The 14,787-nt window shown below is 47.0% G+C and carries 14 protein-coding genes; 12 read left to right on the top strand and 2 right to left on the bottom strand.

Annotated features, from left to right (window positions below; all coding sequences use genetic code 11):
* Window positions 1–7: 7 nt before the first annotated feature.
* From NCCP2331_RS11155 to NCCP2331_RS11125, 7 genes are all read left to right on the top strand, one after another.
* Window positions 8–751, top strand: coding sequence for an ABC transporter ATP-binding protein (locus tag NCCP2331_RS11155; RefSeq protein ID WP_251670709.1), 744 nt, complete (start codon window positions 8–10; stop codon window positions 749–751).
* On the top strand, window positions 751–1,515 hold the full coding sequence (locus NCCP2331_RS11150) for an ABC transporter permease (protein ID WP_153722001.1): 765 nt from the start codon (window positions 751–753) through the stop codon (window positions 1,513–1,515). Before NCCP2331_RS11155 ends, NCCP2331_RS11150 begins: the two co-directional genes overlap by 1 nt.
* Window positions 1,516–1,879: 364 nt before the next feature.
* Window positions 1,880–2,851, top strand: coding sequence for an ABC transporter substrate-binding protein (locus tag NCCP2331_RS11145; RefSeq protein WP_251670707.1), 972 nt, complete (start codon window positions 1,880–1,882; stop codon window positions 2,849–2,851).
* 1 nt (window position 2,852) lies between these two features.
* On the top strand, window positions 2,853–3,887 hold the full coding sequence (locus tag NCCP2331_RS11140; RefSeq protein WP_251670705.1) for a FecCD family ABC transporter permease: 1,035 nt from the start codon (window positions 2,853–2,855) through the stop codon (window positions 3,885–3,887).
* Entirely contained in the window at window positions 3,874–4,665 is a 792-nt protein-coding gene (locus NCCP2331_RS11135; protein ID WP_153722004.1) for an ABC transporter ATP-binding protein, read from the top strand. The genes NCCP2331_RS11140 and NCCP2331_RS11135 overlap by 14 nt, the downstream gene beginning before the upstream one ends.
* The gene (locus NCCP2331_RS11130) at window positions 4,655–5,074 is read left to right on the top strand and encodes an ankyrin repeat domain-containing protein (RefSeq protein ID WP_153722005.1); all 420 of its coding nucleotides are present in this window, start codon (window positions 4,655–4,657) and stop codon (window positions 5,072–5,074) included. Before NCCP2331_RS11135 ends, NCCP2331_RS11130 begins: the two co-directional genes overlap by 11 nt.
* On the top strand, window positions 5,074–5,415 hold the full coding sequence (locus NCCP2331_RS11125; RefSeq protein ID WP_228551062.1) for an antibiotic biosynthesis monooxygenase: 342 nt from the start codon (window positions 5,074–5,076) through the stop codon (window positions 5,413–5,415). The genes NCCP2331_RS11130 and NCCP2331_RS11125 overlap by 1 nt, the downstream gene beginning before the upstream one ends.
* A gap of 277 nt (window positions 5,416–5,692) precedes the next feature.
* Here NCCP2331_RS11125 and NCCP2331_RS11120 read toward each other — a convergent pair whose 3' ends face one another.
* Window positions 5,693–7,063, bottom strand: a complete 1,371-nt coding sequence (locus NCCP2331_RS11120; protein ID WP_153722007.1) for a YjiH family protein — start codon at window positions 7,061–7,063, stop codon at window positions 5,693–5,695.
* A gap of 178 nt (window positions 7,064–7,241) precedes the next feature.
* Between NCCP2331_RS11120 and rbsK the strand changes: the two genes are divergently transcribed.
* From rbsK to NCCP2331_RS11095, 5 genes are all read left to right on the top strand, one after another.
* Entirely contained in the window at window positions 7,242–8,138 is an 897-nt protein-coding gene (rbsK, locus tag NCCP2331_RS11115) for a ribokinase (protein ID WP_153722008.1), read from the top strand.
* Between the two features lie 287 nt (window positions 8,139–8,425).
* Window positions 8,426–10,036: an MFS transporter gene (locus NCCP2331_RS11110; protein ID WP_153722009.1), complete on the top strand. Its 1,611-nt coding sequence runs from the start codon at window positions 8,426–8,428 to the stop codon at window positions 10,034–10,036.
* Window positions 10,037–10,227: 191 nt separating this feature from the next.
* Window positions 10,228–10,758, top strand: a complete 531-nt coding sequence (locus NCCP2331_RS11105; protein WP_228551063.1) for a DinB family protein — start codon at window positions 10,228–10,230, stop codon at window positions 10,756–10,758.
* A gap of 553 nt (window positions 10,759–11,311) precedes the next feature.
* Window positions 11,312–13,186: an ABC-F family ATP-binding cassette domain-containing protein gene (locus NCCP2331_RS11100; RefSeq protein WP_251670703.1), complete on the top strand. Its 1,875-nt coding sequence runs from the start codon at window positions 11,312–11,314 to the stop codon at window positions 13,184–13,186.
* Window positions 13,187–13,205: 19 nt separating this feature from the next.
* Window positions 13,206–14,324 carry a virulence factor gene (locus tag NCCP2331_RS11095; protein ID WP_251670702.1) on the top strand — a complete coding sequence of 373 codons (1,119 nt, stop codon included), beginning with the start codon at window positions 13,206–13,208 and terminating at the stop codon, window positions 14,322–14,324.
* A gap of 45 nt (window positions 14,325–14,369) precedes the next feature.
* Here NCCP2331_RS11095 and NCCP2331_RS11090 read toward each other — a convergent pair whose 3' ends face one another.
* Complete coding sequence (locus NCCP2331_RS11090) at window positions 14,370–14,729, bottom strand: hypothetical protein (protein ID WP_251670700.1); 360 nt, start codon at window positions 14,727–14,729, stop codon at window positions 14,370–14,372.
* Window positions 14,730–14,787 lie beyond the last annotated feature (58 nt).

Here is a 14,787-nt window from a genome sequence, read left to right as displayed (position 1 = left end):
GAACAGAATGAATGGGGAGATACATACTTCAATATATGAACCGGCAATTCATCTGCAGCGGGTTTCATTTGAAACAGCAAATATGAAAATTATTGATGAAGTGACGGGTTCGTTTCCGAAACAGCAGATTACCGTTTTGGTCGGTCCTTCGGGGGCGGGAAAAACGACATTGCTGAAGATGTGCAATGGCTTGCTGAATCCGACGGGAGGAGAAATATATTTGGACGGCAAACCGATTAAGGAGATGGTGCCTACCGAATTGCGCCGGCGGGCAGGGATGGTTTTGCAGCAGACACCAATGATTGAGGGAACTGTCTATGACAACTTAGCCCTTACTCTGCGTCTGCAGGGGAAAGAACTCCATCAGGAAGAAGCGTGTGAAGTACTGGATCAAGTAGGGCTTGAACATCACTATCTGCAGCACGACAGCAACAGTCTTTCGGGAGGTCAGCGTCAAAAGGTGTCGATTGCACGGACACTGCTGAATAAATCCGATATTTTATTGCTGGATGAAATCACTTCAGCTCTAGATCCTTCTTCATTGCATGAAGTGGAAGAATTAATTCGGAGTTTGCATGAAATCCATGGGATCACTGTTGTTTGGATTACACATAATCTGGAACAAGCGAAGCGGATGGGGCATTATGTCTGGATTATGATGAATGGAAAAGTGAAGGAGACGGGAGAAATCTCCGTCCTGAATCATTCTGAAAACCCCGAAGTCCAAAGCTTTTTGAGAGGGGATTTCTGATGACGGCCACTGCTTTGCTTTTGACGCTTGTTTTTGTCTTTATCCCGATTATGTTGTCGAAAACGCTGGGGCTGCAGCTTGAAAAGGATACGATCGTGGCGGCTGTCCGTTCCACTGTCCAGCTTCTGCTCGTAGGCTTCGTACTCAAATTTGTCTTTGATTCGGAAAGTTATCTGTTCATCTTTCTGATGGTCGCTCTGATGATTGCGGCCGCTGTTCAGAATGCCCGAAAAAAAGGTCAGCAGATCAGAGGAATCACATGGAAACTGGCTGTGACCTTCATTTTCCTGGAAGTGTTGACGCAGGGGATTTTACTCGGCTTTGCTATTGTTCCTGCAACGGCGCAGTACATCATTTCATTGACAGGTATGGTGATTGGGAACTCCATGGTATTGGCCATTCTGTTTCTCAACCGTTTTATTGCCGAAGTGGAAACACACCGTCCTGAAAGTGAGCTGATTCTGTCTTTAGGAGGCACACCGAAACAAGCTATTCACCGTCAGCTGATCCGTTCCATACAGGCAAGCATGATTCCTACGATAGAAAGTCAAAAAACGATTGGTCTTGTCCAGCTGCCCGGAATGATGAGTGGACAGATTATTGCAGGCGCAGATCCCTTGGAAGCCGTACAGTTTCAGCTGCTGGTGGTATTTCTTTTATTGACTACCGCCGCTTTAACAAGTGTGTGTTTAGGTTTGCTGTCGTATCCGGCTTTGTTCAATGAACGCATGCAGATGATTCAAAAAGAACGTCTCAGTGACTGAAGAACTGCTGACTATAGTCTGTAAGGAAATGTAGTGATCCAATTCAATAAACAGAAATCACTTGTCTAGAGCACTCCGAGAATCGCGGTGTGCTTTTTTGTGTGCAAGCGAAAAAGCAAAAGGCTGAGGTGAAAAGAGAGTGGATGAAATATAACATAAAAAATTTATAAGGAATTTTCTGCAAACGCAATGCATGAACGGTATCCAGTGCGTATTTTTCATAATAAAAAGCCAACTGAAGTTAATTTTCAGACTAGTCTAAAGGAATCATAATGCAAATACTAGTTGACAATGATTCTCATTATCACTTATGATGATTTTTAATGAGAAGCGTTCTCATTAAAACAAGGGGGTACGGTGAAAAATGAAAAAGTTTATAAGTGTATTCAGTATACTCATGCTGCTGTTCGTTTTAAGCGCATGCGGTACAGAGAATGAAAAAGCGGAGGATAAAGCAGCCGTTGCTGCAGTAAAAGCAGAAGAACCTGTTGCAAATGAAACGGCAGTAGAAGTAACAGATATGACCGGTCAGACTTTGGCATTTGAGGAAGCGCCTTCTTCTGTTGCTGCTTTGAGCTCAGGTGACCTTGATATGCTCCTCGCGCTCGGCATAGAAGTTGCCGGACGTCCAAAAGTGCAAGGTCCGCCCATTAAAGAACTGGAAGGAATTCCGGAGATTGGCAATCCGCATCAGCCGAATTTCGAGAAAATTGCAGAGATTAATCCGCAAGTATTAATTGCAGCGCCCAGTTTTAAACAGCATGAAGAGAACATGAAGCGTCAAGGTACAGAAGTTGTCTACACAGCAGCCAATTCGGTTGCAGATATTCAACAAACGATTGAGTTATTCGGACAGATTTTTGATAAAGAAAAAGAAGCAAAAGCTATTCAAGATAATATTACAAACGAAATAGAGAAAAATACAGAACAAAAAGCGGAAGCTGTGAAAACACTGCTTGTGTACGGTGCGCCGGGAACTTATCTGGCTGCGCTGCCGAACTCGCTGTCAGGTAATTTATTAGAATTGGCAGGAGGAGAAAATATCGCAAGTGATTTCCCGAATGAAGAAAAGTATCCACAGTATGCAAGCTTAAGTGTCGAGAAAATCATTGAGCGCAATCCCGAGATGGTAATGTTGATTACACATGGTGAACCGGAAGCAGTGAAAGCGGCTTTTGAAGAGGAAATGCTGAAAAACCCAGCGTGGAAAAACCTGGATGCAGTAAAGGCGGGCAATGTCGTCGTTCTGCCATCTCATTTATTCGGCACAAACCCAGGCACAAAAGTAACGGAAGCACTTACTGTCATGAAGGAAAGTTTAGGACAGGTTAAATAAGATGATTGCTGTTCCTGAAAAAACGCAGACAGAACGCCATCCTCTTGCCAGGAAACGCATGATTGTACTTGTGGCATGCAGCAGTTTGCTGGTGATCGCAGCGGCAGTCAGTTTAATGGTCGGTCCTGTGTCGTTCACCATGCAGGAAATCTGGAATGGTATTTTTCAGGCGAACGACACGATGGAGCGGCGGATTGTCTGGGAGCTGCGCTTTCCGCGTGTATTGGTCGGTATGATCGTCGGAATCAGCCTGGCAGTGTCGGGCGCCATTCTTCAGGGAATTATGCGAAATCCGCTGGCTGATCCGGGAATCATCGGTGTCTCGTCCGGTGCGGGGCTTTCGGCTACTGTCATCATGATCATGTTTCCGGCATACATCATGTTCCTGCCGCTCGCTGCGTTTTTAGGTGCGCTGATCACGGCGCTGGTCGTTTACGCTCTGTCATGGAAAGGCGGTGCTTCACCTTTGCGGATTATTCTTGTAGGGGTCGCTATCAATGCCGTCATCGGTGCATTCATGAGTGCGCTGATGCTGCTGTACAGCGACCGGGTGCAGTCCGTTCTGCCGTGGCTCGCTGGGGGGATAGCCGGCGTCGGCTGGGTGCAATTTGAAATGATCATTTATTATGCCATGGCGGCATTTGTACTTGCGGTCTTTTCGGTCCGGCATATCCGAATTTTACGGCTCGGCGATGAAGTGGCCAAGCTGCTCGGGCATAATGTGGAACGCAGCCGGTTCTTTCTGATTGTGCTGAGTACGCTGCTTGCAGGCATGGCGGTCAGTGTCTCGGGTCTGATCGGCTTTGTAGGACTTGTTGTTCCGCATATTATGCGGTCGATCGTCGGAGGAGATTACCGATTTCTTCTGCCTGCCTCTGCGCTCGGCGGAGGATTGCTCGTCGTTGTGGCGGACACCATTGCCCGTACAGCTTTCAATCCGATTGAACTGCCTGTCGGTATCCTGCTGTCTTTCCTCGGCGGACCGTTCTTCTTATATTTAATTCAAAGACGGAGGGATTCATTTGCTGATAACTAAGGAACTTTCCTATCGACATTCCACTTCGTTTGAATTGTCGTCGATTGATCTTCATATCAGGCAGGGAGAAATCGTCAGTTTGCTGGGTCCGAATGGTTCAGGAAAGTCCACATTCCTACGGCTGATTTCCAGACTAATTACACCAGGAAGCGGCGACGTCCTGCTGAACGGCGGACAATTGAAGCGAATGAAATCTCAGGAAGTGGCCAGGAATTTAGCGATGCTTCCACAGATGCAGGATCATCAGCTGGATGTTACGGTAGGCGAGCTTGTGGAATTCGGCAGACATCCGCATCGTTCAGGATACGGCAGAATCAGTCAGGAAGATCAGGATATTATCGACTGGGCGATCGATGTAACGAAACTGGGTGACTATAAGAACCGTATGCTGCAGTCGCTGTCAGGCGGCGAGCGTCAGCGGGCATGGATTGCGATGGCGATTGCCCAGCGTCCGAAAATTTTATTGCTGGATGAACCGACAACGTATCTGGATATTTCGCATCAGCTGGAAGTGATGGAGCTGGTGACGGAGCTGAATGAAACGCACGGCATGACGGTTGTGATGGTGCTGCATGATATCAATCAGGCAGCGAGCTACAGCAATCGGCTGATTGTGCTGAAAGACGGAAGTGTCCGCTTTGACGGAATACCGCAATGCGTGCTGTGCAAGGAAATGTTTCATTCGATATTTGAAATTGATGCGGAGATTTTCATGAAGAACGGCAAATGCTTTTTTACACCGAGTAGACTGCGAAAGGGAGAATGTTATGAGAACTGAGGGAGAAAAGAAACAGCCGATTGATCAAACGCTTGTCAGACAATACTTGATGGCAGCACACGGCAATTTTGAGGAAGTGCAAAAGTTGGTCGAACAGGAACCGGACTTGATACATGCGGTGATGAATTGGGGCGGCGATGACTGGGAGAGCGGTCTGGGGGCAGCTGCACATACAGGAAACCGGGATATTGCGGAATTTTTATTGGCACGGGGGGCGCGTATGGATATTTTTGCGGCAGCGATGCTCGGTGAAGCGGAAATCGTCCGGTCGATGCTGAAGTGGTATCCGGACTGGAATGAATTAAAAGGACCGCACGGCATTCCGCTAATGCGTCATGCTGCAGCAGGCGGCGAGCAGGCAGAACCTGTTCTGGAATTATTACAAACATGGAAAATGGAGGTTGTATGATGCAGAAGATGACAGCGATTAATACGATTTTTGTGGAAAAAGGCAAGGGAGAAGAAATAACATCCCGTTTCTTAAAAGCGAAGGCTGTGCATACATTTGAGGGCTTCATCCGCATGGAAGTGCTGTTAGGTGAAGAAGTGGAAGACCGTGACGAAGTAAAAGTCTGCACGACATGGGAAGACAGAAAGTATTTCGACAGCTGGCTGCACAGCCGAGAGAATGCCAAATCGCATGACGCGAAAGCACCTTCAGCGGAGAAGAGTCCAATTCTGGGCAATGAATTGACGATATTCGATGTGAAAGTGCAGCATCTTCCGGCAGAAACAGAAAGAGCGAAGTAAGTGTTTCTGCAGCAGGTCCGTCATGTGCGGATCTGCTGTCTTATAAGTTTCCGAATGTGATCTATGCATCTTAGTGGATGTATAGATGGCTTTCGGAATTTGAAGGCATCCCGGTATATCGTGTAACAGTTGAAAGTTTAGAAATCTGCTCATCGCAACCCTCCCAAACTTGCGGACGTTCTTTAGATTTCAAAACTTTCACGCTGTTCTTTTGGCTGCTTTTCTTTATTAGAAAAGCAGTTTTTCTACGTAAAAAAACTGCAGCAACCAGAAAAGGTTACGGCAGTCCGACGATTTTGAACAATAAATGTGCAGCACCTGCAACGATCGGCAGGGCAATAATTGTACGTAATAGGAAGATAATGAGCAAATGGAAAATATTCAATGGAATCTTGGTTCCGAGAATTAATCCGCCGACTTCCGACATGTAGATCAACTGGATCACGGAAATCGCTGCAATTGTAAACAATGTCACCGGTGAAGTGATGACGCCTTCTGCCAGGATGACCGGCAGGAACATATCAGCGAAACCGACAACCATCGTTTGAGCCGCATCCGCAGCTTCGGGAATCTGCAGGATATTCAGAACGTATTCAAACGGCTTGCCGAGTATACGGAAGATGCTGGTGAATTCTGCAAGCATCAGCGCAACGGTACCGAATGCCATAACAACTGGGGTCACGCCCACCCACATATCGAGTACATTCTGCATCCCTGAGCGGAATGTCTTGCCGACTGATTTCTGCTTGGAAGCGGTATTCAGCGCATTGGACAGGCCGAATGCAAACACATTCGTTCCGGCGGGAAGCTTTTCATCATCAGCTGAATACTCTCTGTCGTCAATATAGGTATTTTTAATTGAGCGTAAAGGAAAAATTCTCGGCATGATCAAAGCCAGGATCAGTCCTGTCACTATGACGGTAGCGTAAAATGGCAGGAAGTAATCCCCGAGTCCAACGTAGTCAATGATGACCAATGAAAACGTGATGGACACCACAGAGAATGTCGTAGCAATAATGGCTGCTTCACGCTGGGTATAATGTCCTTCTTCATACTGCTTGCTGGTCAATAAAACTCCAATCGTTCCGTCGCCGATCCAGGAAGCGAGCGCATCGATGGAAGAACGGCCCGGCAGATTGAACAGCGGACGCATGATTTTGACCATCAGCGAACCGAAAAATTCAAGCAGCCCGAAGTTTAATAATAAAGGAAGCAGAAGTCCTGCGAATAAGAAAATACTGAATAAGAATGAAACGAGTCCGTCACTTGCAAGAAGCAGGCCGCCGGTGTCTTCGCTCCAAATTGCTTCAGGTCCCAGTTTATAGATGACCATGATGGCAAATACCGCACCGACGATACGAGTAACTGTCCAAAACGGCGTCACTTTAAATAAACTGACGAGGAAAGACGGACGATTTGGGTCTTTTTTTACAAACAGAAATAAAATCGAACCGAGTGCAGAAAGTGTAATCAGCACCATCATCAGCTGAGGAATGATCGGTTCAAGTGAGCCGGCCAGGATATCAGCGAGTTTGGCAATCGGCACTTTCCAGCCGCCTGCGAACGGCAGGGGAATCATGAATAGAATAATCCCGAGCAATGATGGGATCAGAAATATGGACCATGTACTAGCAGTATGTTTTTTCAAGGTGTGTCTCTCCCTGTTAATAATCATTTAGTTGTATATTTATACATTATACTGTGTATTCGCCAATTGTAAATACCTAAATTCAAAGTGCAACTTTTCAGTCAGGGAATAGTCTATACTTCTATATAAATAATACAGAAGCAGCAGTCAAAATGAATGAAGGATAGGGAGGAAGCTGATGATAACAGTAATCGGAAGCGCCAATATCGATGTGATCGCAGAAGCTGAAAACTTTCCGGTTCAAGGGGAAACAGTCAGAGGCAGAAACTTTCAGACAGCGCCGGGCGGAAAAGGTGCCAATCAGGCGGTGGCCTGTGCGCGGCTGGGCGAAGAAGTACAGCTGATCGGTTCAGTCGGTTCGGATGAATACGGCAGTCTGATTATGCAGAATCTGCATAATCAAAACGTCGGCATAAAGTATGTACAGCAAATTGACGGTCCATCCGGCGTGGCAGTTATTTTGCTGACTGACGGAGATAACCGGATTATTTCCATTCCGGGAGCCAATCATGCGCTGATACCGGAACGGATCGGCCTATTACGCGATGTGATACGCGACAGCGATCTCATCATGATGCAGCTGGAAATCCCAATCGCAGTCGTCTGGCGTGTATTGATATTATGCAAAGAGCTTCAAGTTCCTGTCATGATGGATCCTGCGCCGTCCAGCAGTTTTCATTTGAAGTTCATGCCGTACTTGACTTATGTGACGCCGAATGAAACGGAATGCTTTGCGCTGTTTGGCACTTCTATAGAAGAAGCTGCAGCTAGGTATCCAAACCAATTGCTGGTCACGCTCGGCAGCAGGGGCGTTTGTTATCATGACGGCAAACAGCTGATTCATGTGGACGCCATTCCTGCAAAGATTGTTGATACGACTGGAGCAGGAGATACATTCAACGGGGCGCTTGCCAGCCAGCTTGCTTGCGGACATGATTTACAGCAGGCCATCCAGTTTGCCAATGCGGCCGCCTCGTTATCTATTGAAAAGTTCGGAGCGCAGGGCGGGATGCCGGATCGGCCGGAAGTATTCGCGAGGCTTGGCGGAAAGGCCGAGGAAGATAGAAAAGCGTAAAAAACTGCATGTATGCTGATTGTCTGAGCTAAGAAAAAAAGAAATGGTGCGGTAAATAGCCGGTTTGGTGCGTGCGGTCGGTAGTTTCGCGCGGCTTGGCCTGATAAATGTTCGGTTCAAGCAGTTTTTGGTTCGTTTCGAGAGGCTTTTGGTGCGGTCAGCTGATTTTTTGGTGCGCGGAGTCTGGCTGTTCAGGCAAAATTATATTTCCTCGGCCCGTTATTCAGTTCACATTAAGTTCATCTGCCTATATTATAATTGTATGAAATTCCCATGGAGGTGCTCAGATGACAGAAAGTAAAAAGCGTTCAGGAGGCAAAAATATAGGCTTTGCGATACTGCTGATCGGCGTATTCATGGCAGCGCTCGATAACGGAATTATCAGTGCTGCTTTAACTACAATTAACTCTTCATTCGATGTGTCAGCTACCTCAGGATCATGGGGGATTACGCTGTATACGCTAGGGCTCGCAGTCGCTACGCCGATTGTCGGAAAACTGGCAGACCGCTACGGGCGGAAAAAGCTTTTTCTTATTGAAGTAGCCATTTTTACAATCGGTTCACTCGGTGTTGCGCTGAGTCCGAACTTTGAACTCTTTCTGGCTGCCCGTTTATTTCAATCATTTGGCGGCGGCGGTATTTTCATTATCGCGAGTTCCCATATTTTAAGTACATTCTCGAAAGAAACTCAAGGAAGCAAGCTGGGACTGCTCGGCGGAATGAATGGGATTGCATCGGTGATCGGGCCGAATATCGGGAGTTTCCTGATTGATGTGACGGGAAACTGGCATTGGCTGTTCCTGATTAATTTGCCGATCGGCGTACTGCTCGTTGTTTTCGGATGGATTACACTGCAGGAAACCAAAACAGAAGTCCTTTCCAAAATCGACTTCTTGGGGATTTCTTTGCTGTCATTCTCGATACTCAGTGTCATGTTTGCGGTTAATAATATGGGGGAAGGAAATTTGCTCGACAGTCTGCTCGGCTGGAGTACGCTCGGTCTGTTATTGCTCGGTGTCGTGATATTCGCAGTGCTGATTTTTGTAGAGAAACGACATGAGAAATCGCAGACGACGGATCCGATCTTACCATATCATCTTTTGCGGAAGCCCACGTATGCGGTGACGATGGTCATGGGTCTGCTGTCAGGTATTTTCATTGGCTCCATCATCTTTATCCCGTCGTATGTCGAACAGATTCTGGGGATTTCTGCGGCGAAGTCCGGATATTGGATGACGCCTCTTGCCATTGCTTCAGGAATCGGGGCGGCTGGCGGAGGATTCTTCGTTGATAAGCAGGGGCCGGTTAAAACGCTGATTTATTCGGGGATCATTTCGATCATCGGCTTCGGCGGGCTGGGGATGTTCGTAGATTCCAAAACGACTTTCATCATATTTTCTGTCATTGCGGGAATTGGTTTCGGTTTTGTACTCGGTGCGCCGTTAACCGTCTTAACTTCCAATGCGGCGGGTGAGCAGAAAGGTTCTGCTATCGGAACTTTATCGGTCGCGCGGCAGGTCGGCTTGACTATTTCACCGACTATATTCGCAGCTTTCATTCAGCAGGGTTTTGGCAAGCTCAGCATGTTGATCCCGCAAAAGATACAGGAGCATGGAATTGATCCGAGTCAGATGCCAGGGGGTGCGATGGAGCAAATTAGCGGAAGCGGCTATGCAAATATCCAGGAGTCGATTGCGAAAATTCCAGATCCCGAAGTGCAAAGCGCTTTGCATGAAGCATTCCAAAGTGCTGTTCGTTCGGCATATGAGCCAATCTATCTTACCACAGCAGGCGCAGCTGTTCTGCTGATCATTCTTGTCAGCGTCTTCAGTAAAAAGTTTGCGGAAGATGCCAGAGAAGATAAAGATGCAGGTCAGACAGCTGACAATAAAGAGTAGAAGGAGCGGCCCGGATATGAAGTTTATTTCCGGGCCGCTTGTTGATTTGGTTTCATTTAGTCAGAGGAAATCTTCTTCGATTCCCATTTAATAATAAGAATATATGAAATTCAAACTTACCCCTTTAAATTTCAAATGAAAGAGCGTATGCTATTCCAATAGTAAAGACTATGAGGAAGAAATGGAGGAGGATGTTGGTGGTTTTTGGAGAAAACATCAAAGTCCGTAAACGCATCTTACAGTTGATTGAAGGCCTGACAGATGAGGAATTTAACGGAACACCATCATGCGGCGGCTGGTCTCCTAAGCAGATTGTAGAGCACTTAGCGCTAATGGAATGCCGGATTGCCACAAACATCGCCAAAGAATTGAAAAACCCCGACAGTCCGCGGGTTTTCAAAAAGCCGATCAGTGTGTCGGCGAGTCCTCTGCTCAAAGCATATTTTCTGGAATTTACCATGCCGACCGATACGTATCTGTCGATTTCAGAAACGAAAGAACGTCTGCACCAGTCCAGAAACTATCTATTGGATATTTACGAATCTGCCACGGTAGAAGAACTGCGGGCAAAATCGTTTAAACACCCGGTGTTCGGCAATGTGCCGCTGATCCAATGGTTCCGTTTTGTCGGATTTCACGAAAAACGTCATCTAAAGCAGCTGAAAAGAGCCGTAGAGTTAATCAAAACCGACTCAGGCACGGTTTATCAGTCATCTAAATAATATAGAAAAGGACTCGGCCGCTACATGACGGCCGAAGTCCTTTTTATGTTGTGTAAATAAATTGCAGCAGTTGAAAAGAGTATGTATTTTACTGTACCTCCCCGACGCGCCGTCCGCTGCACCTTAGATTCTTGTGATCGATGCATTTCCAAACTCGAGATGCGGAGCAAGACATGCTAATTCATACTCTGCAAAAAAATCAGTACATTGTACTTTCTCCAACACCAGCGTAGGCGCAACTGCTGGCACGTCCTTCGCCAGTAGGCTCATAGCGTAAGGCAATCCCCCAGCGCCGAAGCGGGTTTAAACTACAAACTCACACTTCAATTAGAACCCCTACAAAGTCGAGAAACGAATCCAGCATATTGCCAACATGCACATGACATGTTGTCCAGCACATGTTTTTGTGAAGAGCCTAAAAATAAGTAATGGATCTATTTTATAATTCCAATTCACTGCTGCAGGGGACATACTTCCTTTTCTTCATCATTTTCAACTTTTCAAGTTTTCAGCTATACTAAGGACAGCAGTTAGAAGATAGGATGTGCGATAAATGAGTCATTTGGCAATTGAGAAATTAACGAAGACAGTGGGCGATAAAACACTGTTCAAAGATATAGAGTTTACGATTACAAGCGGAGAAAAGACAGGTTTAATTGGAATTAACGGTACGGGCAAATCTACGTTGCTGTCGATTATTTCAGGAAAGGAAGAAGCCGATTTCATTTCAGTTGATCATCCGAATAAATTCAGAATTGCGTTTCTGCCTCAGGAGCCTGAAGTAAACCCGGAATTAACCGTGATGGAGACAGTCTTCGAGAGTGATGCGCCGATCATCCGGCTGAATCTGGAGTATGAACATGCGTTGCAGGAACTTTCGTCCAATTCTGCAGATCCGGACTATCAGGAGCGTTTTACACGTCTGCAGAATGAAATGGATTCGACAGGGGGATGGGATCTGAATGCGCAGGCCCGGACGATCCTGATGAAACTTGGAATTGATATGTTTGATAAAAAAATGGGGGAGCTGTCGGGCGGTCAGAAAAAGCGGGTGGCACTGGCAAAAGTACTTATTGAACCGGCCGACCTGTTATTGCTAGACGAGCCGACGAACCATTTAGACGTCGAATCTATTCAATGGCTGCAGGATTTCCTGCAAAACGTAACAGGCGCCGTTCTGTTCATTACACATGACCGGTATTTTTTAGATCAAGTGGCGACGCATATTTATGAATTGGCGAATCAGACACTGTATTCGCATACCGGGAACTATGGCGATTATCTGGAATCCAAGGCACTGCGCGAAGAAATGGCTGCGGCTTCTGAGCAGAAAGACCGCAATCGCTACCGCAATGAATTAAAATGGATACGTCGCGGTGCAAAAGCACGCTCTACGAAACAAAAGGCGCGAATCGGCCGTTTTGAAGATCTGGAAGAAAAGGTCAAGCAGACAGACGGTTCGTTGGATCTGGAAATGGACCTGCAGACATCGCGTCTCGGCAAGAAAGTGCTGGAGGTCAATGGCATTACGAAAAGTTTTGGCGATCAGGTCATTTTGCACCCGTTTTCTGCTATCTTGCAGGCGAAGGACCGGATTGCGATTGTTGGACCGAACGGCGTAGGGAAGACAACGCTTCTGCAAATGCTTGACGGCTCGATGACTCCGGATTCAGGAGAAATTGATCGGGGAGCAACAGTGAAAATCGCACACTTTCATCAGCATTTACCTGCCATGCCTGAAAATCAGCGCATTATCGAATACATCAGGGAGACGTCAAATGATGTGGAAGACGGCTCGGGTGCCCGGCTTTCTGCAACGCAAATGCTGGAACGGTTTTTATTCCCGGCATCTGCACACGGGACGCCGATCGGCAAACTGTCGGGCGGCGAGCGAAAACGTCTTTATCTGTTGAAGTTATTGATGGAGCAGCCGAATGTACTGCTGCTTGATGAGCCGACGAATGATCTGGACCTCGAGACTCTTTCTGTATTGGAATCTTTTATTGATACATTCACCGGAGTGGTCGTGACGATTTCTCACGACCGTTTCTTCCTCGACCGCATATCGCGCAAATTGTGGGTGCTGGACGGATCGGGTGATGTAAACGTCTGGCTCGGATTATATTCCGACTTTTTGGAAGAAGTGCCGGCGAAAGAAGGGAAAGCAGCACCGAAAGCGGAAACCGAGCCGCAAGAACAGCCGAAGCAGAAGAAAAAAATGACGTATGCTGAGAAAAAACAATGGGAAACCATTGAGCAGGACATAGAAGTACTGGAACAGAAAATTACAGAGACGGAAGCCGAAATGGCGGGAACGGGCTCTGATTACGACCAGCTGCGGCTGCTTGACGGAAAGCTGTCAGAGCTGAATGAGCAGTACGAAGAGCTGATCGAGCGCTGGTCTTATTTACAGGAATTAGCCGACTAATCAAATGGAGGAGATTTTCTTGAAAATAAAAACGATAGAACCGACACCGAGTCCGAACTCGATGAAAATTGTAATGGACACGCCGCTGCCTGAAGGGACAAGTCATAATTATAAAAAGAAGGATGAAGCACAGGCGCCTGAGCCGATTCGTTCATTGCTTGGTATTCAAGGGGTAAAAGGGATTTATCACGTGCTGGATTTCATGGCGGTCGAACGAATCGGCAATGTACCGTGGGAAACAATTCTGGCGGAAGTGCGTGCGATACTAAATGAAGAAGGCGACACAGCAGAGCAGTCGGAGGAAGTGGAAATCGATGAGCATTACGGCGAAGTATATGTTCATGTCCAGACCTATAAAGAGATTCCGCTGCAGGTGAAAGTCTTCAATAGTGATGAAGAAGCCCGCTTCGGTTTAAGTGAGCGTTTCATCAACGCAATGGAAACCGTGCATCACTCCGAAGTGGATAATTATATTTTATTGCGCAAATGGGCTGATTACGGAATTCGTTACGGCGAATTGCAGGAAGTCGGAGAGCAGGTTGTTCTTGAACTGGATGCGGCCTATCCCGATTCGCGTCTGCGGGATTTAGTGGCGAAAGCTGAACAGACAGACAATGAAACGAAAGTACGCGGCCAGAAAGTGACGCTTGCAGAGTTTACGGTGCCTGAATGGGAGAAGCGTTTTCAGCTGCTTGATCAAATGCCGGATCCTGATGCATCAGACTATCCCGTCCTGACAATTGCTCTGGAAGATGAGAAAATGTCAATTCGAAGACTGGCTACTGTTTATTTAGGGATGATTGAAGATGAGTCGGTCATTCCATTTATCGAGAAAGCATTAGAGGATAAGAGCTGGGCAGTCCGCCGCACAGCAGCAGACTGCATGAGTGACCTCGGCTATGTCGGATTTGAACCAGCTGCCATCCGTTTGTTGCAGGATAAAAACAAGCTGGTCCGCTGGCGCGCTGCGATGTTCCTTTATGAAACGGGGACGGAATATGCACTGCCGGCTCTGCACGAAGCGGAGAATGACCCCGAATTCGAAGTGAAGCTGCAGGTCCGCATGGCGATTGCCCGTATTGAAGAAGGTGAAGAAGCTAAAGGTTCGATCTGGCGTCAAATGACGGAGAGGGCTTAATAATAGGTAATCGGAAAGCTGTTCGTGAAATCATCTGATGTGATTTCATGGACGGCTTTTTTTGCCGGATGAAATTTTTGCTGGATGATCATACGGAGGCCCCGGGTGATCATGGAACTCTGTGATCTGCTCATATCGGACCGTCTGCCGCTCAATCGGGCCTGTCAGGTGATCATTGCTGCCGACATTATGCTCATACAGCCACTTCAGATGATCATAGGCAGTGCATGGACTGCTGAATTCCAGCTGCCGGCGTCCGGCTAACGCACCAAAAACTGCCTTCAGACCGCGCCAAACTGCGAATGAAGCGAACCAATAAGATCCGCGAACGCGCCAAACTAAAGCCCAGCCGCACCAAAACATGCGTTGAACAAGCCAACCCAGCCTCTCACCGCACCTTGCCATCAGTTTGAAACCTACGTGAAAAAACATTTCGAAATTAAACACTTTCTTTTAAACAGGT

Source organism: Sporosarcina sp. NCCP-2331 (genome assembly GCF_023707945.1).
Taxonomy (GTDB): Bacteria; Bacillota; Bacilli; order Bacillales_A; family Planococcaceae; genus Sporosarcina; species Sporosarcina cascadiensis.
The sequence above is the reverse complement of the archived record's forward strand: the minus strand, read 5'-3'. Positions and strand labels throughout refer to the sequence as shown.